At 37.1% G+C, this 23,026-nt stretch carries 19 protein-coding genes and 1 pseudogene; 7 read left to right on the top strand and 13 right to left on the bottom strand.

Features of this window, described 5'->3' with window-relative positions; translation table 11 throughout:
• Positions 1 to 27: 27 nt before the first annotated feature.
• The 5 genes from SOP96_RS18815 to SOP96_RS18795 all read right to left on the bottom strand — a co-directional run bounded on the left by SOP96_RS18815 (position 28) and on the right by SOP96_RS18795 (position 3,234).
• Positions 28 to 318 (bottom strand): hypothetical protein, encoded by a 291-nt coding sequence (locus SOP96_RS18815; protein WP_326322415.1) that lies wholly within the window; start codon positions 316 to 318, stop codon positions 28 to 30.
• 18 nt (positions 319 to 336) lie between these two features.
• Positions 337 to 1,095, bottom strand: a complete 759-nt coding sequence (gene tpiA / locus SOP96_RS18810) for a triose-phosphate isomerase (protein WP_326322414.1) — start codon at positions 1,093 to 1,095, stop codon at positions 337 to 339.
• Positions 1,096 to 1,162: 67 nt separating this feature from the next.
• Positions 1,163 to 1,513: a tellurite resistance TerB family protein gene (locus SOP96_RS18805; protein WP_326322413.1), complete on the bottom strand. Its 351-nt coding sequence runs from the start codon at positions 1,511 to 1,513 to the stop codon at positions 1,163 to 1,165.
• Positions 1,514 to 1,554: 41 nt separating this feature from the next.
• On the bottom strand, positions 1,555 to 2,664 hold the full coding sequence (locus SOP96_RS18800; protein ID WP_326322412.1) for a BT_3928 family protein: 1,110 nt from the start codon (positions 2,662 to 2,664) through the stop codon (positions 1,555 to 1,557).
• A gap of 6 nt (positions 2,665 to 2,670) precedes the next feature.
• Positions 2,671 to 3,234, bottom strand: a complete 564-nt coding sequence (locus SOP96_RS18795; protein WP_326322411.1) for a DUF1599 domain-containing protein — start codon at positions 3,232 to 3,234, stop codon at positions 2,671 to 2,673.
• A gap of 303 nt (positions 3,235 to 3,537) precedes the next feature.
• On the opposite strand from SOP96_RS18795, the gene folP reads away from it, so the two are divergent.
• On the top strand, positions 3,538 to 4,311 hold the full coding sequence (gene folP / locus SOP96_RS18790; protein WP_326322417.1) for a dihydropteroate synthase: 774 nt from the start codon (positions 3,538 to 3,540) through the stop codon (positions 4,309 to 4,311).
• Between the two features lie 125 nt (positions 4,312 to 4,436).
• Here folP and SOP96_RS18785 read toward each other — a convergent pair whose 3' ends face one another.
• The 4 genes from SOP96_RS18785 to alaS all read right to left on the bottom strand — a co-directional run bounded on the left by SOP96_RS18785 (position 4,437) and on the right by alaS (position 12,431).
• Positions 4,437 to 4,673, bottom strand: coding sequence for a hypothetical protein (locus SOP96_RS18785; protein WP_326322410.1), 237 nt, complete (start codon positions 4,671 to 4,673; stop codon positions 4,437 to 4,439).
• Between the two features lie 33 nt (positions 4,674 to 4,706).
• Complete coding sequence (locus SOP96_RS18780; protein ID WP_326322409.1) at positions 4,707 to 6,914, bottom strand: hypothetical protein; 2,208 nt, start codon at positions 6,912 to 6,914, stop codon at positions 4,707 to 4,709.
• Between the two features lie 143 nt (positions 6,915 to 7,057).
• Complete coding sequence (locus SOP96_RS18775) at positions 7,058 to 9,514, bottom strand: DUF5686 family protein (RefSeq protein WP_326322408.1); 2,457 nt, start codon at positions 9,512 to 9,514, stop codon at positions 7,058 to 7,060.
• A gap of 313 nt (positions 9,515 to 9,827) precedes the next feature.
• Entirely contained in the window at positions 9,828 to 12,431 is a 2,604-nt protein-coding gene (gene alaS, locus SOP96_RS18770) for an alanine--tRNA ligase (protein WP_326322407.1), read from the bottom strand.
• 426 nt (positions 12,432 to 12,857) lie between these two features.
• Between alaS and SOP96_RS18765 the strand changes: the two are divergent.
• Together SOP96_RS18765 and msrB are read left to right on the top strand one after the other, a co-directional pair.
• A pseudogene (locus tag SOP96_RS18765) lies at positions 12,858 to 13,244 on the top strand (DUF417 family protein); the annotation flags it as partial.
• A gap of 60 nt (positions 13,245 to 13,304) precedes the next feature.
• A complete protein-coding gene (gene msrB, locus SOP96_RS18760) occupies positions 13,305 to 14,423 on the top strand; it encodes a peptide-methionine (R)-S-oxide reductase MsrB (protein WP_411911995.1) in 1,119 nt (372 codons plus the stop codon).
• A gap of 310 nt (positions 14,424 to 14,733) precedes the next feature.
• On the opposite strand, the gene SOP96_RS18755 is transcribed toward msrB, so the two are convergent.
• The 3 genes from SOP96_RS18755 to SOP96_RS18745 all read right to left on the bottom strand — a co-directional run bounded on the left by SOP96_RS18755 (position 14,734) and on the right by SOP96_RS18745 (position 17,291).
• Complete coding sequence (locus SOP96_RS18755) at positions 14,734 to 15,414, bottom strand: hypothetical protein (RefSeq protein ID WP_326322406.1); 681 nt, start codon at positions 15,412 to 15,414, stop codon at positions 14,734 to 14,736.
• A 126-nt stretch (positions 15,415 to 15,540) separates the two neighbouring features.
• On the bottom strand, positions 15,541 to 16,386 hold the full coding sequence (locus SOP96_RS18750; protein WP_326322405.1) for an ABC transporter permease: 846 nt from the start codon (positions 16,384 to 16,386) through the stop codon (positions 15,541 to 15,543).
• 2 nt (positions 16,387 to 16,388) lie between these two features.
• A complete protein-coding gene (locus tag SOP96_RS18745; protein WP_326322404.1) occupies positions 16,389 to 17,291 on the bottom strand; it encodes an ABC transporter ATP-binding protein in 903 nt (300 codons plus the stop codon).
• A gap of 152 nt (positions 17,292 to 17,443) precedes the next feature.
• Here SOP96_RS18745 and SOP96_RS18740 point away from each other — a divergent pair, with 152 nt between their 5' ends.
• The 3 genes from SOP96_RS18740 to SOP96_RS18730 all read left to right on the top strand — a co-directional run bounded on the left by SOP96_RS18740 (position 17,444) and on the right by SOP96_RS18730 (position 20,832).
• Entirely contained in the window at positions 17,444 to 18,814 is a 1,371-nt protein-coding gene (locus SOP96_RS18740; protein ID WP_326322403.1) for an AAA family ATPase, read from the top strand.
• Positions 18,815 to 18,926: 112 nt separating this feature from the next.
• Positions 18,927 to 20,039 carry a peptide chain release factor 2 gene (gene prfB, locus SOP96_RS18735; protein WP_326322402.1) on the top strand — a complete coding sequence of 371 codons (1,113 nt, stop codon included), beginning with the start codon at positions 18,927 to 18,929 and terminating at the stop codon, positions 20,037 to 20,039.
• Between the two features lie 85 nt (positions 20,040 to 20,124).
• Positions 20,125 to 20,832, top strand: a complete 708-nt coding sequence (locus tag SOP96_RS18730; protein WP_326322401.1) for a DedA family protein — start codon at positions 20,125 to 20,127, stop codon at positions 20,830 to 20,832.
• A 121-nt stretch (positions 20,833 to 20,953) separates the two neighbouring features.
• Here the strand turns inward: SOP96_RS18730 and SOP96_RS18725 are convergent, their stop codons facing one another.
• A complete protein-coding gene (locus tag SOP96_RS18725; protein ID WP_326322400.1) occupies positions 20,954 to 21,823 on the bottom strand; it encodes an alpha/beta hydrolase in 870 nt (289 codons plus the stop codon).
• Positions 21,824 to 22,091: 268 nt separating this feature from the next.
• On the opposite strand from SOP96_RS18725, the gene SOP96_RS18720 reads away from it, so the two are divergent.
• Positions 22,092 to 22,982 carry a DUF808 domain-containing protein gene (locus SOP96_RS18720; protein WP_326322399.1) on the top strand — a complete coding sequence of 297 codons (891 nt, stop codon included), beginning with the start codon at positions 22,092 to 22,094 and terminating at the stop codon, positions 22,980 to 22,982.
• The last annotated feature ends 44 nt before the right edge of the window (positions 22,983 to 23,026 follow it).

Below are 23,026 nucleotides of genomic sequence, written 5' to 3'. Positions count from 1 at the left end.
GCATCGAAGATGCCCCCGAAACTTTTTTTATTCTTCCAGCATAACCTTTCTCCTTTTAAAGAAAATAGTATATACTAAAAGGGTTTGTAAAAATACATTTCCTAAAAATATCAGAATTAATTGATAAACTGGTATCGGTGCATAAAAAGGCAACAGTTTATTAAAGAAAATTGCCGGTGAACATGCAAGATATTGAATGGCACTTAATGGATATTGTAAAAATTCAGGCTGAATTCCAATTAAAAACTGATCATACAAGAAAGTGTAGACAATATCAAATAAAAGAATTCCAAAAAATATTAAAATAAACTTTTTCACTTGTTTGAAAGCAAACTTTTAGTTAAGAGCCTCAATAATTTTTGAAAAATCTTCCAGCTTCAAGGCAGCACCGCCAATCAGTCCGCCATCAATATCAGGTTGGGAGAAAATTTCTTTAGCATTCTCCGGTTTTACAGAGCCACCGTATAAAATAGAAACCTCATCAGCAACTTCCTGTCCGTATTTCGCAGCAATAATGCTTCTGATGTGCGCGTGGATCTCCTGAGCCTGCTCAGGAGTTGCTGTTTCTCCGGTTCCGATTGCCCAAACCGGTTCGTAAGCGATAACCACTTTTTTAATTTCTTCCGCGGAAAGTGTGAATAAAGCCACTTCCGTCTGGTTTTTTACCACTTCAAAATGTTGTCCGGCTTTTCTCTGTTCCAACGTTTCTCCATTACAATATACCGGAATCAGACCTTTATCTAAAGCAAGTTTTACTTTTTTGTTGCAGTGAGAATCGGTTTCACCGTGGTATTGTCTCCTTTCAGAATGTCCAATTAAAGAACCTGTCGCATCAATAGATTCCAGCATATCTGCAGAAATTTCTCCGGTGTAAGCACCGCTTTCATGCTCGCTCATATCCTGTGCAAAAACGCCAATTTCATCTTTCTCGAAAATATCTTTTGCCATCATTAGATACAAAGACGGCGGCGCAATCCATACCTCACAGTTGGCCGCATTATTATTTTTATAGCTTAGTAACTGAACCATCAATTGTTGGGCATCAATTACATTCTTGTTCATTTTCCAGTTTCCTGCAACTATTTTTCTTCTCATAGTTTCTTTTTATTTTTAAAGTTGAATTTAGAAGTCAAGGTTAAATTTAATTTCCAGTCCTATTTTTTTAATTAATCTCCCATATTTTTTTCAAAAGCGTATAATAAGAATGCTCTTCATCAGTTACCGTATTATCAGCTTTAATTAATGTTTTAGCGAATTGGATGAAGCTCTGGCGTTCCTCTTCCGTAGAATCATCATAGAAGCAACGGGCATGGAACCCAAAGTGGGCTTTCCATTCCTCAGGTTTAAGGAGAGCGATCGTTTCGAGTTCATTATCAAGATCCGTTGTAAAAGGAAATTCATCTGCCAGATATTGCTGCACCAGCATCCCCTCTTCCGGAGCAAATTCTCCGTCTACCGAAGATAAGATCATTAATAAATGGTATCCCGCAATTGGTTTATTTGATTTCTGCATTATTGAATGTAATTAAAGTTAGTATTATTAAATTGAGAAGCTTATTTAATATATTCTTTCGCCGGCTGTTTGTCGATAATTTTCCCGTTCTCTAATACCAGCACGAAAGGATTGCTTCTTGCAATGGTTTTAATGGCCGTGCCGTCCATCATCATATTTTTAATGGTTCTGAAAGTGTCTGGTTCTGTTGAAACACCATATACAACATTAGCTTTTTGAGCTTTTGCTTTTGCTTCCACCTGTTTCAGCAATTCCGGGGAAACCTCTTTCGGATGATAAGTAAAAACAAGAATGGCTTTGGGTGCTTTGATGATTTCTTCCGTTGCATCCATTCCCGCAGGATCTTCAACCTTAAATTTAACAATCTCAGATTTATAGCCTTCTTTAATTAGAACAGATTCATTTTTTCCTTCCTCAATTTTCCATGGAGAGCCTTCTGCCCAGTATTTTGTTTCTTTAATGTAATCATCCTGGTTTACTTTCAGTACTTCTCCGGTCTTCTCATTTTTAAGCGAATAATACGTCTTGTATTCCGATGGGTTTTTATTGATTTTCTCTTTCTCCGCTTTCAGATCCGTACCGATTTTATAATCACGGAAATCAATCACTGGTTCATACATAATTCCGTATGTTCCGATTCCGATCATTACCAAAGAAAATACTGCTAAAAGAATATATTGTATTTTATTAGATTCTTTTTTCCCGCTGTAGCTGTAAGCATCTTTCTTCCTGAAATCTTTTCTGTACAGCACAAATAAAATAATGAGAGCCAGCAAAAGCACAATATCTTTGATAAAGCTTTGCCACGGCGTAAATTTAATAGCATCTCCGAAACACCCGCAATCCGTCACTACATTAAAATAGGCCGAATAAAACGTCAGAAAGCCGAAGAAAATACAAAGGGCAATCAATGCTGAAAGGGTAAATTTAAGCTTTAGTTTAAGCAACAGCATACATCCTAAAAGAAGTTCAAGAATCACCACAATTATTGAAAACAGCAAGGCGAATTTTTCAAAAAACGGCATGTTAAACACAGTAGGAGAGAAGTATTCTTCCATTTTAAAGGAAAAGCCTACCAGATCTACGGCTTTTACAAACCCCGAAAGAATGAAAATAATGGCAACAACGAAACGTAATAAACCTTTGATCATATAAAATTAGTTTTGAGATTCTATACTGTTTTTCTTTTCAGAAAATTTAATAAGACAGAAAACGGAATAATTCAGCATATCAAAATAATTAGCATCCAGCCCTTCGGAAACAACAGTAACTCCCTGGTTATCTTCAATTTGTTTGGTTCTTAAAACTTTCTGGTAAATAAGATCGGTGATCGATGAAATGCGCATATCTCTCCACGCTTCACCATAATCATGGTTTTTTCGTTCCATCAGTTGTCTGGCTTCAGCAGCATATTGATCGTACAGATTCAGGATTTCTTCTTTATTTTCATTAAAATCATTGGAAAAGCCTTTCTCCAGCTGAATAAGCGCAATAATTGAATAGTTGATAATTGCCACAAATTCATCCTCTTCACTCTCATCCACCATTTTTTTGCCGGTCATCTGCAATGTGCGGATTCTGTTGACTTTAATGTAAATCTGGTCGGTAATAGAGCTTGGTCTTAAAACCCGCCACGCCGGCCCGTAATCCTGTAGTTTCTTGCTGAAAAGCTCACGGCACTGACTGATAATGTTCTCAAACTGTACTGATGTTTCTGACATAAATTTTCTTAATCTCCCAAATATACGAAATTTTGTGTGTTACGGTATTTTTGATAGGATAGTTTAGCGTGTACAATTTTAGGGTAGGAATGTACATATTTTGAGATTTGAATGGAGTTTTTTTGAGCAATAAAGGGTTTTATTCTTTATTTTTGTAGAATACATTTCAGCTTATATTGTTTTATGTCTAATCATCATTTTTCAGGTTTTCAAGTGCCTTCACTCTCTAACTCTTCAACTTTCCAACCCTCCAACTCAATCAACTGTAACGGGAAGTTGTTAGATCTGTCATTCCCGAAGATCATGGGGATTCTCAACCTTACCCCGGATTCTTTTTCTGACGGAGGGAAATTCAATACGGAAAAAACGGCGCTTGAGCAGACGTACAAAATGCTGAAAGATGGCGCTGAAATTATAGATGTCGGTCCGCAATCCACAAGACCCAACGCTGAATTTTTAAGCACAGAAGAGGAAATCAGAAGATTGGGAAATATGATTTCATTAATTAAAAAAGAATTTCCGGAAGCATTAATTTCCCTGGATACTTTTTATGCTGAAACGGTAAAGTTCGGATTTAATGAAGGGATTGATATCATTAACGATATTTCCGGAGGTCAATATGATGAAAAAATGTTCGATACTGCGGCAGAAACACATCTTCCGTATATTTTGATGCATGTAAATCCTTCTTATGAAACCATGCACGACAAAATTAAATTTGCCGATATTATCCTCTCGGTTAACCGCTATTTTTCCGAAAAAGCTACACAGCTATTAAATAAAGGAGTGAAAGATATTATTCTCGATCCGGGTTTCGGTTTCGGGAAAACGGTGGAAGATCAGATGAAGATGATTGATGAAACACAATATTTAGGTTTTGGTAAATTTCCTTTACTCATCGGAATTTCGAGGAAATCTTTTATCTATAAGCCATTGGGAAAATCTCCGCTGGATATCAACGAAGAAACACAGAAGCTTCACCTGAAAGTGTTGCAACAAGGTGCAAAAATCCTTAGGGTTCATGATGTTGCCGAAGCAAAAAGGACGGTTGACTTGTTTAAGAGCGGGAGCGTCTGAGAGTGGGAGTGTTTAGTGTTAGAGTGTGAGAGAACAATAGATCGTTTATGAATGATGATTTTTTTAAATTAATACGGAATTAACTTTTACTTTGAAAATCACCACATAACTTTCAACCCTAAAACTCAGTTAAGGTTCGCCAGCTTATCCGCAAACTGCTTTGAAAATTCCTTTCGGTCTTCTTCCAGTTTTTCCCGATTGGAAGGCAGAATATAGGTGAATAATATCTTTTCCTCCTGATCTGTAAAAATAATTTCCTTTTCGTTTCCGTCAATCATCTGGGCAAAAATTTCCCACATGGAAGTATCTTTTAATTTCAACAATTCAAAAAACTGTTCTGCCTGTATTTGGATGGTCTGCATTTGTTTAATTTCTATTTTTTATTTATTAATTATTTAAAATTCCAGAAGCTTTAGCTTAAACTGTACGGCAAAATTTTGCTTAAAATTCTGAGTGGTGTAATAACCTACCCTGTAAAACAACCCCAGATTAAAATAGGTAGAAAGAAAATTGTTCCACTCCAGGCCTACTTCCTGATAAAGATGGTCTAGCGGTTTGAATTTAAACTGATGATATTCGGGATGTTTCATATTTCCGATGGTTCCTCTCAATACAAAATCAAAGCTTGAAATATTCTGCCCGAAACTTTTGAAATACCATGGAAGCTTATGGGTAAAATAATAGGCTACAAACCGGTCATTATAGAATTTTCCACCTTCCAGCGTTGCAAATCCCAGAAATGAAGTGAGGTTGAAATTAAAATCCCTCCTCGGCGAAGCCAGCCCGTTCATCGTAAAATTTTTCCAGATTGGTGCATCTCCAATTACCATTCCGCCATACAGCCGGAATCCTGTAGTTCCCAGCCTGGTCTTAAAATTATGGACAAACAGCGCATCAAACCGGGTGTAATTAAAATCGCCGCTCAATGCTTTGTAGCTCTGCTCATAATTGAAATAAAGTTCCGGGTATTCCTGATCAATAAGGGATTTTCCCTGAGGTGTCATAATATTGGTGGAGTTCGGCGAATATTTTAAGGTAAATAAAGTATTAAAATTGTTAAAAGATGAACCTCTGCCACGGAAAGAATAATCGAACAAAGCTTCCTCCAGATTGGTGCGTGTTGCAAAAACCAGCGTCAATCCGTTGGTAACGTCATTCAGATAGGAAACGGATGCTCCTCTGTAATGATAATAGCGGTCGTTATTCAGGTTGTTACCGTAGTTGGCCATTCTCATTTTAAAATTCCACAGTCTTCGGTAAAACTCTCCGGAAGCGGTGACATCGTCATAATAATCAATCCTGAAATAAGAATCTTTTTCCAGCGTGGTTTTAATATCAAGCCCGATTCTGTACTTCCATTTATCATCCTTAAATCCATAAGCAAAAGTGTAATCCGGTGAAAAGTACGGGTTGAAATTTTCATTAAGCTTGGCTTTTACTCCTACTCTGACGCCTTCATACAGGTTATAATTCACGATTTCATCAACCGCAAAATCCACAACACCCGCTTTTATCTGGCCGTTTAGCAGCAAACCGCTTACAACCCTCGCTTTACGGTCAATATTATAGATCTTTCCGAGGCTATCGATGGTTTTGTAAGTGTTCCGTTCTCGCTCTGTTAAAGGATCTGTCCTGTACTGCGCTAAGGTGTTTCCACCAATATTTTTTACGGAAAACGTATATCCTTTAAAATCATTTTTATCGTTTGCCGCAGGCGACTGATAATCAAAATACCGGGAAGTAAGGAAAGCGTAGGTTCCAAAACTCTGCTTTTTATTTTTTACATGTTTTTCATCAGGAGATTCTTTGTTATCCTCCTGCATTACCATATTGCTCATTTTCAGCTTTACAGTTTCATGAGAGAGAAACCATTTGTTGCGGAAATAGATCCAGGTACTGGTGATGATGCCGTCGTTTTTATTTTTGCTGAAATTTTCAATTTTTTTGATGCCGTACGTATCAGTATCAATGTAAATAGCACCGTTGTATTTTCGTTTTTTATCCGGATTTTTAAAATTGACTTCCCTGAAGCGGATGACAAAATTTTTTCTCCCGTCTATTTCAATCGTATCGGTTAAAAAGAATCTGTACAAGCCTCTGTTTTCCTTTTTTACCTGAGTGGGAACCTGGTCTCTGTTGCTTTGCTGCAGCGCAATCATCTCGTAGATCGGCTGCTTCAGCCCGGAAATCCTGTTGTCAAGAATATTGATTTTTTCGCCGTATTTTTTTGAATATAAAAATTCCTGGGCTCTTTCCCAGAGGAATAATTTACTATTTGAAAATATCTTTCTGGCAGAAACATTGTTCAGGGAGTCTTTTTCTCTTTTTTTTCTGAATAACTCCGCATTTTCAAAGAACTGTTTGTATTGGGTGATGCTGTCTTCGTCAATATCCAGAGAGATTTTCTCGTAGGATTTGTAAGAATAGGAATCAAGTGTTTTAGGAGAGTTTTCACTAAATTGCTGATTGACTTTTTTCAGGATTTCAAGGGCTCTTGAATCACTTTTATCTTCTATGACAACAGCTTCAATAGAAGTGACTTTCGATTGTGAGAAACCAAAAATACACATACAGAAAGATAAAATTACTAAAATCCTTTTCATAAAGACAGGGCAAAATTAGTAATATTTATCATGCTGTAAAAACTTTGTCAATTGATATTAACAGCCGGTTTCATTGATCCTGTATTTAAACAAGATAATCCCGGAAATTCCGGGATTAACTGATATCTGAGTTTGTTTTCGGGCTATCTTAAAAGATTGAATTTTATTTTAATCCCGATATTTTCTTTAAATTCAGAAGTCCGGTAATATCCCAATCTATAGGAAAATCCTACGCCGAAACCGGTTCCCAGGAACTGGTTCCAGATCAGTCCCGCTTCCTGGTAATAATGATCCAGCGCAGTGAATTCAAACTGATGATCCTGCCGGTTTTTAAAGCCACCGATCGCCGATTGGTATTCAAGCTCAATATCCGAATATCTTTTACCCAATGTTTTAAATTTAAAAGGCAGGTATTGTGAAATTTTAAACCCTGCAAATTTATCAGCGAAGAAAGTTCCCGAAGGCATTGTTGCAAATCCAAGATTTGAAGGGGTACTGATGTTGGAATACCACTTGTCAATATGGGCATCGTTCTGACCGGCTATTTCAAAATTCTTCCAGATTGGAGCACTGCCTGAAGATATTCCTCCGAAAATTTTAATGTTGGTAGATCCCAGTTTTGTCCTGAACTGATGAACGAACAGCGCATCCAGTCTGTTATAATCAAGATCGCCACCGAGTGTTTTGAATCCTTTCTCGTAGTTGACAAATACCTGCGGATAACCTTTTTCATAGGTGAATTTTCCGGAAGGGGTCATGATATTTTTATCATTCGGGGCCAATTTTAAAGATAAAACCGCATTGGCGTTATCAAAACTGTTTCCGAGGTTTTTATACTGATAATCGAAAAGAGACTGCTGTTTCTCTTTATTCACGGCAATTTTCATGCTTAGTGCATTGGAAATATCATAAAGATAAGAAGCGCCCCATTTCTGGTTTCTGTAGAAAACAGCATTGTGAAGATCAAGGTTAATGTCGGATATCTTCATCATTTTATCCCACATATAATTGCTGAATCTTCCTGCCGCAAAAACATCATCCAGATATTCAACCCGGAAAACAGATGTTCTTTTGTCAGATAGCTTTACATCAAGCCCTAAGCCATATTTCCAGCGGTGATCTTTAAAACCGTATCCGAAATAGCCGTCCGGAGAAAAAGTATTGCTGAACTTTTCATTTAATTTTACTCCTGCGCCAAGACGGATTCCCTGGTATTTGTCGTAGCTGATGAATTTGGTAAGATCAAAATCAATCATTTTATAGCGAAGATTTCCTCTTAAAAGCTGGGTTAACGTATTTAATTTCTTTTCAAAATCATGCTTCTGGACAAAGCTGTCGATTTTTGTGTAAGTATTACTTTCCCGCGCAGTAAGACTGTCGGTTCTGTACTGCTGTAAAAGGCTGCCGTCTGAATTTTTCACTTCAAGGGAGTAGCCTTTGAAATCAGATGCTTTCTGGGGTTCGTTAATATCAAAATCAAAAAACCTGTTTTTCACATACAGGTAATTCCCGAATTTTTTCTGATTGTATTTTTTGCTGTCACCGGCTTTCACGCTGTCTTTCCTGGAGACATCGAAGCTGGTATTTCCCATTTTAAGCCTGATATCTTCATAATCCAGGAACCATTTATCATGGATGGGTTTCCAGACAGAAACAATATTTCCTTCGTTTATTTTTTTGCTGATGCTTTCAAACTTTTTCAGGGCAAAGCTCTCGGCATCCACATATATTTTTCCGTTGAATTTTCTTGGATTCTGCTTCTTTTTATCAGTAATTTCTTTGAATTTAATAACATAGGTTTTTCTTCCGTCAATCTGTATGGTGTCTGAAAGGTAATAATGAAATAAATCCCGATTTTCCGGTTTCAGCTGTCTTGGAGTTCTGTCAAGATTAGAAATATTCAGGGCCATCGCCTCATAAATAGGGTTTTTAAAACCGGACATTCTGTTGTCGATAATGTTGGTTTTTTCACCGAACTTTTTCGAGTACTTGTATTCGCTGGCTTTTTCCCAAAGGAACATCTGGCCTTCCGCTGAAGCATCAATAAAATCTTCAGCGATAAGTGAATCCTTTTTTTCCTTTTCTTTTTGCTTAAAACCTTTTTGATCAACCCTTGAAATAGAATCTTTCCTTGCCGCTAAAAAATTCTTATACATATCAATCGAATCTTTGTCCAGATCGATAGAAAATTTGGTATACGATTTAAAATTGTAAGAATCCAATGACTTAGGCGAATTTTCCTTAGCTCTTTTATTAAGTTCATCAAGAATCTTCAAGGCACGCGGATCACTTTTATCATTAATGACAACACGGTCGATGTTTCCTCTTTTCTCAGATAGAGGCTGCATTGAAACCTCCATATTTTTCTTTACCTCCACCGTTACATCTTCAAAATTGCTGGCCAAAATTTCCACTTTCTTACATTTAGTTTTAAAGGATAAACTTCCGTTGAGATCGGTTTTCCCGAGAAGCTCATCATCGCAATAAACGGCTGCGTTGTAGATGGGTTCTTTGGTGTTTTTACTGAAAACCTTCAGCTGAGTCTGTCCGAATACCAATGCTGTAAAAAATAAAAACAGTTGGGATAAAAGTTTTGCCATTAGTCTTTTTTAATAGTTAGACAAAACTATTGATAAGAAAGTTACAATACTACAGAAGAAAATATAATGTTTTGTTAAAAATGAAATCAACTATAAAAGAAAATTATTCAATAGGGTCGGGCTTTAGCCCGACTATAAAAAATAATTTCACAATATTGGCTTTAGCCAAAATTAAATCATTTGGCTAAAGCCAATCGCATTATTTAATCTGGTAAATGGGATGAAGCCCATTTCTATTGATAATAAAAGGCATTAAAAATAAAAGCAACTGCCACGACGACAGTTGCTTTTTTACTTTATGTTATATTGAAGCTTAAATATTCAACGCTTTCTGATACGCATTCTCAAGGCCATCAAGATTTTTTCCTCCTGCTGTGGCAAAGCCCGGATTTCCGCCGCCGCCGCCCTGGATTTCTTTAGCCAAATCTTTAATCAAAGCGCCCGCCTGATAAATTCCCGCTAAATCATCAGAAACGCCAACGGTAATCATGGGTTTTCCGTCTGCGTCGGACAGAATAACCGTAATGGAAGTCGGAATTTCTTTCTTTAACTGGAAGATGATATCTTTTACCGAACCGGCATCCAAAGAAGTTCTCTTTACCAGAAGTAATTTATCACCTTTTTGCTCATAAGCTCCTTTCCATTCGCCGATTTCTCCTTTTGCTTTTTCTTTTTTCAAGGCTTCTACTTCAGATTTTAATGCGGAATTTTCCTCCATTAATTTCTCAATAGAGCGTACCACATCTTTTGATTTCAGCAACTGGGTAAGCTCGGCAATCTGTTTTTCAAGATTCTTGAAATATTCTTCAGCCTTATCTCCGGAAATCGCTTCAATTCTTCGGATTCCTGCTGCGGCAGAGCTTTCGGAAACGATTTTGAAATGACCGATTTCGCTGGTGCTTTTCACATGGGTTCCTCCGCAAAGTTCCATAGATGTTCCGAACTGGATCATTCTTACACTATCCCCATACTTTTCCCCGAACAAAGCCATCGCTCCTCTTTCAAGCGCTTCCTGGATCGGAATGTTTCTGAATTCCTGCAAAGCAATATTTTCCTTGATCTTGGCGTTGACTTTATTTTCCACCAAAGCCAGTTCCTCTTCCGTCATTTTATTAAAATGAGAGAAATCGAAACGCAGGTAATCCGGACCAACGAATGATCCTTTCTGCTCAACATGAGTTCCCAGAACTTGCCTTAATGCTTCATGCAATAAGTGCGTTACCGAGTGGTTGGCCTGAGAGTTTTTTCTTTCCGAAACATTTACTTTAGCATAAAAAACGGCTCCGGCATCTTTCGGAAGACCATTGATTAAAGAAATAATCAGTCCGTTTTCTTTTTTGGTTTCCAGTACCTCAAAACTTTCCACAGCATTTTCAAGAATCCCTTTGTCACCAACCTGGCCTCCGCCTTCCGGATAGAAAGGAGATTCACTTAAAACCACCTGGTAAAATTCACCATCTTTATTTTCTACTTTTCTGTATCGTGTAATGTAGGTTTCAGATTCAAATTTATCGTAGCCTACAAAATTTTCAGGCTTTTCTTCCAATGTTACCCAGTCGTATACTTTTTGCGCAGAATCGGCCTTTGAACGTTTCTTTTGCTCATTTAAAGCTTGTTCAAAACCTTTTTCATCGATGGTCAAACCTTTTTCTTCCGCAATGATTCTGGTAAGGTCATCCGGGAAACCATAAGTGTCATATAATTCAAAAACTTCTTGCGTTGGCAAAACCTTTTGATCATCGGCGATCGTCTGCTGAATTAATTTTTCAACCCTGATTAATCCGTTTTCTATGGTTCTTAAGAATGATTCCTCCTCACTTTTAATCACTTCAGAAACCAATTTCCCCTGTTTTTCAAGTTCAGGGAAGAAAGTTCCCATCTGCTCCTGTAAAACAGCAACCAACTGGTAAAGGAAAGGTTCTTTCATTCCTAAGAAACGGTACGAATAAGAAATCCCTCTTCTTAAAATTCTTCTGATCACATAGCCGGCTCCACCGTTGGAAGGCAGCTGCCCGTCAGCAATAGCAAACGAAACGGCTCTGATATGGTCTACCACCACACGGATGGCAATATCTTTTTCATCCTCTAAAATCCCGGTATATTTTTTTCCTGAAAGCTCTTCCACTTTCGCAATAAGCGGTGTGAAAACATCCGTATCATAATTGGAAGATTTACCCTGAAGCGCCATGCAAAGACGCTCGAAGCCCATTCCCGTATCCACATGCTGTGCAGGAAGTTTCTCAAGAGATTTATCCGCTTTTCTGTTGAACTCCATGAAAACCAGGTTCCATACTTCCACGACCTGCGGATGGTCGTTGTTCACCAGTTCAAGTCCGGAAACTTTCGCTTTTTCTTCCGCAGTTCTCAAATCGACATGAATTTCCGAACACGGTCCGCAAGGCCCGCTTTCCCCCATTTCCCAGAAATTATCTTTTTTATTTCCATTGATGATCCTGTCTTCGGAAATATGGGATTTCCAGAAATCATAGGCATCCTGGTCTCTTTCAAGATTCTCTGAAGCGTCTCCTTCAAAAATGGTTACATACAGGTTTTCTTTAGGAATTCCGTACACTTCCGTCAGCAATTCCCAGGCAAAAGCAATAGCATCTTTTTTAAAATAATCTCCGAAAGACCAGTTCCCCAACATTTCAAACATGGTATGGTGGTACGTATCACGGCCTACATCATCCAGGTCATTATGCTTACCGGAAACTCTCAGGCACTTCTGTGTATCGGCAATTCTCGGTGCGGTAGGTGTTTTATAGCCTAAGAAAAAATCCTTGAACTGCGTCATCCCGGAATTGGAAAACATAAGGGTAGGATCGTCTTTCAGAACGATTGGTGCAGAAGGAACGATAAGGTGTCCTTTGCTTTTAAAATAATCTAAAAATTTTTGACGAATCTCTTGTGATGTCATAATTTATGTGGCTTTGCTTTTTACAGTTTTTGATAAGTTGCAAATTTAAGATTTTTAAGGGATTTAGGTTGAAATATTTGACATTTTAGAAATATTTGTTTTCATAATCAGAAAGATTTTTCAGGAGCTTTTTCCCGCTTTCCATTACAATTCCTCATTACGCGGCTTCGCTTTGCCTGTTCTGAGCCTGCCAGAAGCTCCGCCGCTTCATTCCGGGATTTTCATTGCAATCGGGGCTATGCTGTAGTAGCATTCTCACTATTAGGCATAATTCCATTGAGTTCTATCGGTTGAAATTAATAGTATTGAAATTCAATGTGTTAAATAAAAATCAATTAAAAATTAAGATTTTTATAAAATATTCTGTCAGGATTTTGAAACTGCTTCGACTATACTTTAAGTAAGCAGAATCTCAAATCGTAAAAAATGAACGGAACGATAGTAAAAACAGATCAGGGAAATCTTATCCAAAAAGAAGAATATCATATCTGGCTTTTCGGGGCTGCACTCATATTGCTGTGGATTGCGATTTTCGGAATTATCCCATCAGAAGCAAACATCATAAAGCCTTTATTGGAAAACCATTGGGTTACCTTTTTCGTATATGATAGAGTACATATTCAGACAGTGAGTGATACTATCGGAGTGATAGAAATTATCATTGCAGCAATACTCCTGTTTAGTGTGAAATTTGCATCATTAAGAAAGCTTGCCGCAATAGGAATGATTATCATATTCCTGATAACACTTAGCTATTTACTTACAATTTCAGGAATGTGGAAAATGCTTAACGGAATCAGAGTGACAGACTTTTTTATGGTAAAAAGATCATATGTTGTGAGGATCTGGCTGAATGATTTTAAATCTCGAAAAATGAAAAAAAATATAAAAATGAAGAACATATTGATTTTACTCGGCGTTGTGCTGGGAATAGCAGTATTTGCAACAAGCTGCGGAGATGCCAAAACAAAATCTACCGCTTTTAAAAAGGAAAATGAGACCATTATGGACAATAGAAATGTAAAAGAAGTGTATTTTGCCGGAGGATGTTTCTGGGGAACCGAACATTTTTTCCAACAAGTACGCGGTGTTGTAGGAACAGAAGTAGGATATGCCAACGGAAACAAGGTAAATCCTACCTATGAAGAAGTTATCAGTCATACCACAGGCTTTGCCGAAACCGTAAAAGTGAAATATGATCCTGAGCAGGTGGATCTTAAACTTCTTATTGATCTTTATTTCAAAACCATCGATCCCACAAGTTTAAACAAACAGGGAAATGACAGGGGAGATCAATACAGAACGGGAATTTATTCAACCGATAAAGAAACGGAAGCCATTGTAAAAGCCGAAGTGGCGAGACTTGCTAAAAACTACAGCAAACCGGTAGTGGTGGAAACCATCCCGTTAAAGAATTTTTACAAAGCAGAAGATTATCATCAGGATTATCTGGATAAAAACCCCGGAGGTTACTGCCACATCGAGCCGGGATTATTTGAAATGGCAAGAAATGCAAACCCTCCTAAGAAAAAAGAAACCCAATACCAAAAGCCGGACAAAAAAGTTTTAAAGGAAAAACTAACTGCCGAACAGTATAATGTGACCCAGGAAAACGGAACTGAAAGACCTTTCCAGAATGAATACTGGGACGAAACGCGTGAAGGGATTTATGTAGACATTACAACGGGAGAACCGTTATTTATTTCGACAGACAAATTTGAATCGGGTTGCGGATGGCCGAGTTTCTCAAAACCGATTACTAAACAGCTGGTAGAAGAAAAGCTGGACCGTTCCCACGGAATGACAAGAGTAGAGGTGAGAAGCAAAACGGGTGATGCGCATTTGGGACACGTTTTCAATGACGGACCTGAAGATAAAGGAGGGCTGCGTTACTGTATCAACAGTGCTTCTTTGAAGTTTATCCCAAAAGCGGAAATGAAAGAAAAAGGATACGGCGAATATATCGCGCTCCTTGAGAAAGATAAAAACTAGTGTTTTAAGTGAAGTGATTGAGGGGGCTGCCGAAAGGCAGTCCTTTCTTTTTATTTGTTTTTGAAAATGTCATTCTGAACGGAGCAGAACGAAGTGTAGCGTAGTGAAGAATTTTTAAATAATTGAAAATATATATCCCGCAGATTTCACAGATTACGCAGATTTTAAATTTATACGGCAGAATATAGCTGCATGTTAAAATTGTCAGATTATCAAATCAACATGTTGATTCATCTTATTTAAAATGATAAATCTTTATAAAAAACTTTGCGATAAAATAAATCCAACCATTTTTTAAGAAAGGAATTCATCAGAGCAAACGCAATCTCTGAATTTGAAACCTTTCCTTAATGCTCAGCATGGAAATATTTAAGAACAGCAAAAATCCAAAGATGATGTAGTAAGCTCCTTTTGGAAGTTTAGATACATTCTCAAAATTTTTTTTATGGTATTGCCAGCTAATAAAATCGTAAATTTTATCAGAGAAAGTCGGTTCATAAAAATTATCGATCACGTCATTACACAGAAGACAATCCATTTCTTTAGATTTTTCCGCTTTGGGATCAATGTAATTTACCGTGGCAAATAAATGTCCTGTTTTTTCCAGATCTAAGGCATACGTCTCCTGTTTTGCAATCGCCATATCATTTAGCAAAGAAACAAAGTCACCGTACGTATTATTGTTATTTAAAATAAATTCAATTCCGCTATCTTTTTGATTTCTTTTCTGAAGTGCTTTAATTTCCGAAACATAAAATCTCGAATTTTCTTTGGCTTTCGAAGGATCAACTTTAATTTTCTTATAGTCCCAGTTTCTTACGGATTCAAAACTGTATAGATCATTGCTTTTATCTTCCCTTAATTTGGCAGGAATTCCGATATCTACTATATTATACTTCGTATTATCAATATATGGATTAATATAGTACCAAAACAAAACCGGTATCAGCAAAGCACTAATGAGTCCGGGAACGTAATATATTCTCTTCATGGGATTAATTTTTATTAAATATAAAGCAAAACTTCAATAAAAATAAAAAAAGCGACCCGAAAAACGAATCACTTTGTATCTTATTAATAAATTCTAAACTTTAAACTTTGAATCTTGAATCAAAACTTACCAGTCTCTCTTCCTTAAAATCCAGTAGGAGCCGAAAATAAAGATGCCGCACCAAACCAGACACGCAATCATGCTTTCCGTTGGATAGTGGAACTCATATTTCAGGCCTATCATTTTTGCCATTTTCAACCTTACCATCGGATTAGGAATCAGGCTCGACATACTTTCCAGCGGCAACAGATGTGTAAAAAAGAAATCATTTTGAAGTACTTCATTTCTTTGAGCTTCCTGCAGTCCGCGTACTTTCATAAAAGTTTCTACTCCTGACAAAATAGCTTCTCCGATCCAGAAGACAAAAAGTGCAAGAAATACAAAAACTGATTTTCTTAATAAAACAGAAAGAAACATCAGGAAACAGAAGAACGTAAACAGCTTTACAAAATAGTTTCCGATAAAGAAGATCTCTTCAAAAATCTTTGCAGATTCAGTAGTATCCGAGTATTGATAGCCCAGGAATATGGTAATTCCAAAAACAATAATTGTAGAAACGATGCTGAAAATACTTATGGTCAATAATTTTGAGGAGATAAATTCCTTTCTGCTTAACCCATCAATGGTATTCTGTTTAAACATCCGGTTGCCGAACTCCTGTGAAATCGAAAAAACAATGATTAATCCAAGGAAAATCTTCAGCAAAGCAACAATCCATGTCGTAAAATTCCAGATTTCCGGGAAATTATAAATTCCCTCTTCTTTCAGGTTAATCTTTCCTCCGAAAAGATCAAAATCAACAAGGCCGATGAAAAGTAAAGCGATAAGAATCGCAAAATACAGAATCGTGAAAACCTTAAATGGTCTGTAATTCAGGTTTTTATAATATTCGAGTTTTAATAATTTAATCATGATTAATTCGTGCTTTTTACAAGTTCAAGGAATTGAGATTCAAGAGACATTTTCTTCTTGCTTAAATGAGAAAGAAAAATGCCCTGTTCAGCCAGCTTTTGATTTAAAGAAGATGCAGAAATAGACGCATCATCACGGATCTGCGCTTTCAGGATATCACCGTCCGGATGAACAGAACTGAACCATCCTAAAGAATTCAATGCATTCAAAAGCAATGTGTTGTTGTCTGCTTTCAATTCAAAATACCCATTATTAGCGGTCATCTCATCCACCCTTCCGCTGTAGATGGAGTTTCCTTCTTTCAGTACAATCACATGGCTGCAGATTTTTTCGATCTCATCAAGCAAATGGCTTGCAATAATAATCGTAATTCCCTTTTTAGCAATATTGCTGATGATGTCACGAATCTGGATAATCCCTTCCGGATCAAGGCCGTTGGTTGGCTCGTCCAGAATCATTACTTCCGGATTGTTCAGCATTGCAGAAGCAATTGCCAGACGCTGTTTCATTCCCAAAGAAAAAGTTTTGAAAGTGTCTTTTTTCCTTTCCAGAAGTCCTACCGTCTGAAGAACCTCATCAATTCTGTGGTAAGGCGTACCTTTAATCTCTGCAACGATTTTAAGATTCGTTTCTGCACTCAGGTATGGATAAAAATTGGGCTGTTCGATGATGGCACCTATTTTTTTAAGCGTATCCGGATCGGTTCCCTTTTTACCAAACCAGTACCAGTCGCCGCTTGTAGGATTAATGGTGGAAAGAAGCATTCCGAAGGTGGTAGACTTTCCGCTTCCGTTGGGGCCGAGCAAACCGTACACATTCCCCTTTTCTACATCAAAAGAAATATTGTTTACCACAACTCTTTTGAATTTTTTAGTTAGATTCTTTACTGACAGGATTTTTTCCATGTAATTTGTTTTACGTAGTAATAGTCTCTCAAAAAAATTAAATGTTACATTTTTTATATTAAATCAGGTTAAATTTTATTTCAAATACGCTATTTTTGGTATTAAATCTGTTTAAATAAAAAGTTTAAACAAGTTTAGTATAATATACCGATATGAAATTAGTTGATTTGGCAAAAGAACTGGAAGTTTCTGCGGAAGCAATAAAACAGTTCATTCAGGATTTCGATCTTGATCTTGTAGATTGTATCAGTACCAATTTTGAAATAAAAGAAGACTTTGAAAAATTCGCCCGTGAAAATATCGAGTTTTTAAGGCTTTACGAAAAGGATTTAGATAAAGCAAAAACCCTTGAGCAGATTGCCGAAAAGATCAATCAGCCCAAAGAAAAAGTGGAGAAGGCGATCAAAGAAGCAGATCCCAATATTTTCGATAATGGCTTCTTTAAATCTTCCGTGTCCAGTTACGGTATTGATAACAAATTAGGTGGCAATTATAAATTTGTGTATGATTATTTCGGGCATAAAACAAGCCTGCAGAAAAGAGATTTTATTGGGTACAGAGATTTGTTTTTCCACATTTCCACAGTTCTGGAGCCATTCCTTAATCCGCAGCAGGTAAAAGACTGGGGAATTAATAAGCCGGCAGGAATCATTCTGTATGGTCCTCCCGGAAGCGGTAAAATTTTCTGGGCTACCAAAATTGCAGAAATTATCGGCTACCAGTTTAAAGAAGTAAAAAAACATTATCTCGGAACTTCTTTCGTAGACGGAAATAAGACTAATTTTAATGATTTTCTCGTAGCCATGATGAAAGAAGAAAAAGTACTGCTGTTCCTGGAAGATTTCGACAATATCATGATGGCCAGGAAAGCTGAAAACAATGTCGCTTCATGCAATCTCGAAACTCAGGAAATCATTCTGAATTATATTTCAAAATTCGGGCAGGAAGAACTGCTGATGGTAGGCTCTGCCAATTCGGTTTCCGAAATCGATGAAGAAATTCTGGCTCCCGGAAGATTTGATGTGATGATTCCCATTTTTCCGCCTAACCTTGCAGAAAGATCGGAAATTATTCTTTATGCGATGACCAAAAACCTGGAAAAAGACTCTCTTTTATTTAAAATTTTAAAAAATAACAAAGCTGATAAAATTCCTTTCTGGCACGGAATCTCTTCTCAGATGAAGGTTTTCAGCAATACCATGCTCATTGATTTTACACAAAGCCTTAAAAAAAGAATCAAAAATCAGTATCAGAAAACAAGGAATGAAAATCTTAAGATCGACCAGAATATTTTAAAAGCTGCATTGCGGGACTCGGCAGGAAAGCTTACGGAAGAATACCTGGATCAGATCGCCAGATTCTTAACAGATGTGATTGTTAACAATTTTGACCAGTTCCAGAACAGGGTTAAAAATCTTAAAACAGAACTCGATTCGTACAGAGTCGTCGCAGAACCGAGAAGGGTTATCGGTTTTCCGCACAATGAAGAAGAGAGTAAGAATGAAGGATCAAAAAAACTGTAGAAAATTTAATCTTTAAAATAAACTTTATTGTAATAAGTCTAATAAAAATCTGGTGAATCCTTGGAAAAGCAGTATGGAATAAAAATTTCTTATTTTTGCAAAAATAAAAATCGTGATTAACAGCGACCATATAAAAGAAACTCAGGCAAGAATTGACGACCTCCATAAATATCTTCAGATCGATAAAAAGAAGATTGAAATTGCCAATGATGATGAAAAAACCGCAGCTCCTGAATTCTGGGACAATCCGAAAGAAGCAGAAGCATTCCTGAAGCAGCTCCGTTCCAAAAAAAAGTGGGTGGAAGCCTATGAAGAAATTCATACCCAGTTTGAAGATCTTCAGGTTCTTGTAGATTTTGCCAAAGAAGATCCGGATTCTGAAAAAGAGCTTGATGAAACTTTTCCTCAATTGGTAGAAAAAATCGAAGATCTTGAATTTAAAAATATGCTTTCCAATGAAGGCGATGAACTTTCCGCGGTATTGCAGATTACAGCCGGAGCAGGAGGAACCGAAAGCTGCGACTGGGCTTCCATGCTGATGAGAATGTACACCATGTGGGCAGAAAAACAAGGCTATAAAATCCGTGAACTGAACTTCCAGGAAGGTGATGTTGCGGGTGTAAAAACCGTAACGCTTGAAATTGAAGGTGAATTTGCATTCGGGTATCTTCGCGGAGAAAATGGAGTGCACCGACTGGTAAGGATTTCGCCTTTCGATTCCAATGCGAAAAGACATACAAGTTTCGTTTCGGTGTATGTCTATCCTTTGGTAGATGATACGATAGAAATCAACATCAATCCGGCTGATATTTCCTTTGAAACGATGAGGTCTTCAGGAGCGGGTGGACAGAACGTAAACAAGGTGGAAACCGCCGTCCGTCTCCGTCACGCACCAACAGGAATTATCATTGAAAACTCCGAGTCCCGTTCACAGCTTCAGAACAAGGAAAAAGCCATGCAGTTGCTTCGTTCGAGATTATATGAAATGGAATTGGAAGAACGGATGAAAGCCAGAAACGAAATTGAAGCCAACAAAATGAAAATTGAGTGGGGAAGCCAGATCCGGAATTATGTGATGCATCCTTACAAACTGGTGAAAGATGTGCGATCAGGATATGAAACTTCCGACGTGGATTCTGTAATGAACGGAAATCTTACGCCATTCCTGAAAGCATTTCTCATGGCCGACGGAACCGCAGTTTCGGATGATGATATGGACCTGTAAAAGTCATGTTTAAATTTCGTTAAAATCTTATAATAAATTTCGGAATGACGTTTATTAATCCTATTTTTGCTACTTATCAAAACGTATGGAAGATTTCAATAGTTGGAAAGATTTATTAAATCCGGAGTTCTATATAAAACTGGGCGGATTTTGGCTTATTCTGTTTATTATTTTTGCTGAAACAGGTCTTTTTGTAGGATTTTTTTTACCGGGAGACTCATTGCTTTTTGTTTCGGGAATTTATTCAATCGACATTATAAGAGAAACTTTCGGATCTACGGGTAGCGATTTCTTAGATACATTTATTTTAGCCTCTTCTGTTGCGCTTGCCGCAATTATAGGAAATGAAGTAGGATATTATTTCGGAAGAAAAGCAGGTTCCGCACTATACAAAAAGCAGGACACCTGGTTGTTTAAAAAGAAATATTTGTATCAGGCACATGATTTCTTTGAAAAAAACGGCGCACTGGCGATCATCATGGCAAGATTCCTTCCGGTAGTAAGAACATTTACACCAATTGTTGCCGGAATCGTAAAAATGGATAAAAAAGATTTCTTAAGAGATAATATCATCGGAGCAATTTTATGGTCTTTCCTTTTGATTTTTTCAGGACATTATCTTGATAAATTGTTTATTGATCAATTCGGGATTGACCTGAAGAAAAAACTGGAACTCATTATTATCGTTATTGTTCTGATTACTACAGTACCAGTAATTCTAAAGTTTTTATTCGGCAAGAAACAAGATTTCTCCAAATATGAAAATCATAAGTTTGATGAAGACGAAGATTAAATTCATTAAAATTAAATAATACAGGCCTGCTCAATGAGCGGGCTTTTTTATGCAAAAAATCCGAAGCAATTTAAAAGCAGCAATCTTAAACACATCTCAATCATCATTTATTACTCATCACTCAAAACCTTATCCATTCCAGAATATTCGGGTAAATCAGAGTGTCTCTTTTTTTCTTGTTAAAAAATCTTGGCGCATGTCCTGTATTTTTCATAAAGATCAATTTATGCGGAATGTTTTGGGCCGTTAAAACCGAATCTAAAGCCAGTCCCTGCTTTTTATTCACCAGAAAATCCTGGTTTCCCTGGAAAATCAAAGTCGGAACATCAGAAACATTGGCAATCGGGCTTGCTTTTCGGAATTCTTCAGAAACATCTTTTCGGCTAAATTTTGTTCCTACAACGGCCTGAACCGTAGGAGAAGAATATTTGGAATAGAACGAATTCAGATATTCACCGGAATAAAAATCGGTAGGCGCGCTCATGGAAATGATTTTCCTGATCTGATCCGGATGCTGGTATCCGTACAATAAAGCAAGGTGGCCGCCCGCACTTTCCCCCAGAAGAATATAATTGTTGGGCTGTAATTCTGCTTTTCCCGCCAGCTCATTAAATTTTTTGATAGCAGAATAAATATCTTCCAGCTGCTCCCGATACGTTATTTTTTTTGATTTTGAAACCAGCCTGTAATTCATATTAATGCTCGGAATATTATTGTTAAAAAACATTTTCTGAATATGAATCATATGCTCTTTTCTTCCGTATTTCCATGCACCTCCGTGAACAAGTAAAACTACCGGAGAATTTTCAGGATATTCCGAAGGGAGAAAAACGTCCATTTTCTGCCTTTTATCTTCACCATATTTGAGATTGTATATCTTCTGCTCATTGTTCGTTCCTACCCAGACTCTGAATTTTGTATTGCATGAATTTAATACAACGCTGATTACTCCCAGAACGAAAAAATGATACCTTAAAATCAGCTTTTTCATAGATTAAATGTACAGAAAAATTACATGAATTAAAAGATGTACTTAATCATGTATTTATTGATCGTTTTGCATGGAAGTTGATAAAGTAAAACCATATTTGATAAAAGGCTGTGAAATAATGTAGTGCTTCTATTTTTTTAAGACATTAAGAATCAATTTTATTAGAATTAAATCAGTGTAATTCTTTCTAAAACAACAGTTAGTCATACAGTAAGTCAAATTAAATAATTATTTTTGTTTAACAATTATTAAAAAAATATTAAAATATATGGCATCTGGATTTTTTGCTATTTTGGATGATATCGCGGCTCTGATGGACGATGTAGCGGTAACAAGTAAAATTGCGACTCAAAAGACAGCAGGAATTCTGGGGGATGATCTTGCGGTAAATGCCGAAAAGGCAACAGGGTTTCTTTCATCACGCGAGCTCCCCGTATTGTGGGCAATTACCAAAGGTTCTTTCGTAAATAAACTCATCATTCTTCCCGTTGTATTTTTACTGAACTGGTTATATCCTCCCGCAATTAATTATGTGCTGATCCTCGGTGGACTTTACCTCGCATTTGAAGGAATGGAAAAAATTATTGAATTCCTTTTCCACCGCGACAAAAAAGGGCACGAAGTGGAACAGGAAATTGAAAATCCAAAAGGCGAGAGTTCTGAAGAAATTGAAAAAACAAAGATTAAATCCGCTATTACTACCGATTTTATTTTATCTGTTGAGATCGTCATCATAGCATTGGGAACGGTGTTGGAGGAGAGCCATCCTTTCATCACGCAGATCCTTGTAACAAGTTTAGTCGCATTTATTGCAACAGTAGGGGTTTACGGAATTGTGGCGTTAATTGTAAGAATGGATGATGCAGGATTCAAATTGATCAAAAAAAGCAATGATAAGGGCTTCTTTGCAAAGCTGGGACATTTTTTGGTTAAAGCGTTGCCCATTGTCATCAAAGCATTGGGAATCGTTGGGACTATTGCCCTTATTCTTGTGGCTGGAGGAATTTTTGCCCACAGAATCGAATATTTTCATCACCTGTTTCCAACCTGGCCGGCTATATTGAAAGAACTTGTTTTCGGCATTGGCGGCGGACTGCTTGCAGTAGGTATTTTTACAGCCGGAAAAGGAATTTACTCGCTGGCTGTCAGCAAGAAATAGAGTTGTATAATCTTTATAAGTTTCGGCGGCGGSTTCTTCGAAGC

Origin of the sequence: Chryseobacterium salviniae (assembly GCF_035819015.1) — a bacterium.
GTDB classification, from domain to species: domain Bacteria; phylum Bacteroidota; class Bacteroidia; order Flavobacteriales; family Weeksellaceae; genus Chryseobacterium; species Chryseobacterium salviniae.
The sequence above is the reverse complement of the archived record's forward strand: the minus strand, read 5'-3'. Positions and strand labels throughout refer to the sequence as shown.

Coding starts and splice junctions, on each gene's coding strand:
- tpiA (WP_326322414.1), bottom strand. CDS start 1,095: ATGAGAAGAAAAATAGTTGCAGGAAACTGGAAAATGAACAAGAATGTA.
- SOP96_RS18805 (WP_326322413.1), bottom strand. CDS start 1,513: ATGCAGAAATCAAATAAACCAATTGCGGGATACCATTTATTAATGATC.
- SOP96_RS18800 (WP_326322412.1), bottom strand. CDS start 2,664: ATGATCAAAGGTTTATTACGTTTCGTTGTTGCCATTATTTTCATTCTT.
- SOP96_RS18795 (WP_326322411.1), bottom strand. CDS start 3,234: ATGTCAGAAACATCAGTACAGTTTGAGAACATTATCAGTCAGTGCCGT.
- folP (WP_326322417.1), top strand. CDS start 3,538: ATGGGGATTCTCAACCTTACCCCGGATTCTTTTTCTGACGGAGGGAAA.
- SOP96_RS18785 (WP_326322410.1), bottom strand. CDS start 4,673: ATGCAGACCATCCAAATACAGGCAGAACAGTTTTTTGAATTGTTGAAA.
- SOP96_RS18780 (WP_326322409.1), bottom strand. CDS start 6,914: ATGAAAAGGATTTTAGTAATTTTATCTTTCTGTATGTGTATTTTTGGT.
- SOP96_RS18775 (WP_326322408.1), bottom strand. CDS start 9,514: ATGGCAAAACTTTTATCCCAACTGTTTTTATTTTTTACAGCATTGGTA.
- alaS (WP_326322407.1), bottom strand. CDS start 12,431: ATGACATCACAAGAGATTCGTCAAAAATTTTTAGATTATTTTAAAAGC.
- msrB (WP_411911995.1), top strand. CDS start 13,305: ATGAAAAAAAATATAAAAATGAAGAACATATTGATTTTACTCGGCGTT.
- SOP96_RS18755 (WP_326322406.1), bottom strand. CDS start 15,414: ATGAAGAGAATATATTACGTTCCCGGACTCATTAGTGCTTTGCTGATA.
- SOP96_RS18750 (WP_326322405.1), bottom strand. CDS start 16,386: ATGATTAAATTATTAAAACTCGAATATTATAAAAACCTGAATTACAGA.
- SOP96_RS18745 (WP_326322404.1), bottom strand. CDS start 17,291: ATGGAAAAAATCCTGTCAGTAAAGAATCTAACTAAAAAATTCAAAAGA.
- SOP96_RS18740 (WP_326322403.1), top strand. CDS start 17,444: ATGAAATTAGTTGATTTGGCAAAAGAACTGGAAGTTTCTGCGGAAGCA.
- SOP96_RS18730 (WP_326322401.1), top strand. CDS start 20,125: ATGGAAGATTTCAATAGTTGGAAAGATTTATTAAATCCGGAGTTCTAT.
- SOP96_RS18725 (WP_326322400.1), bottom strand. CDS start 21,823: ATGAAAAAGCTGATTTTAAGGTATCATTTTTTCGTTCTGGGAGTAATC.
- SOP96_RS18720 (WP_326322399.1), top strand. CDS start 22,092: ATGGCATCTGGATTTTTTGCTATTTTGGATGATATCGCGGCTCTGATG.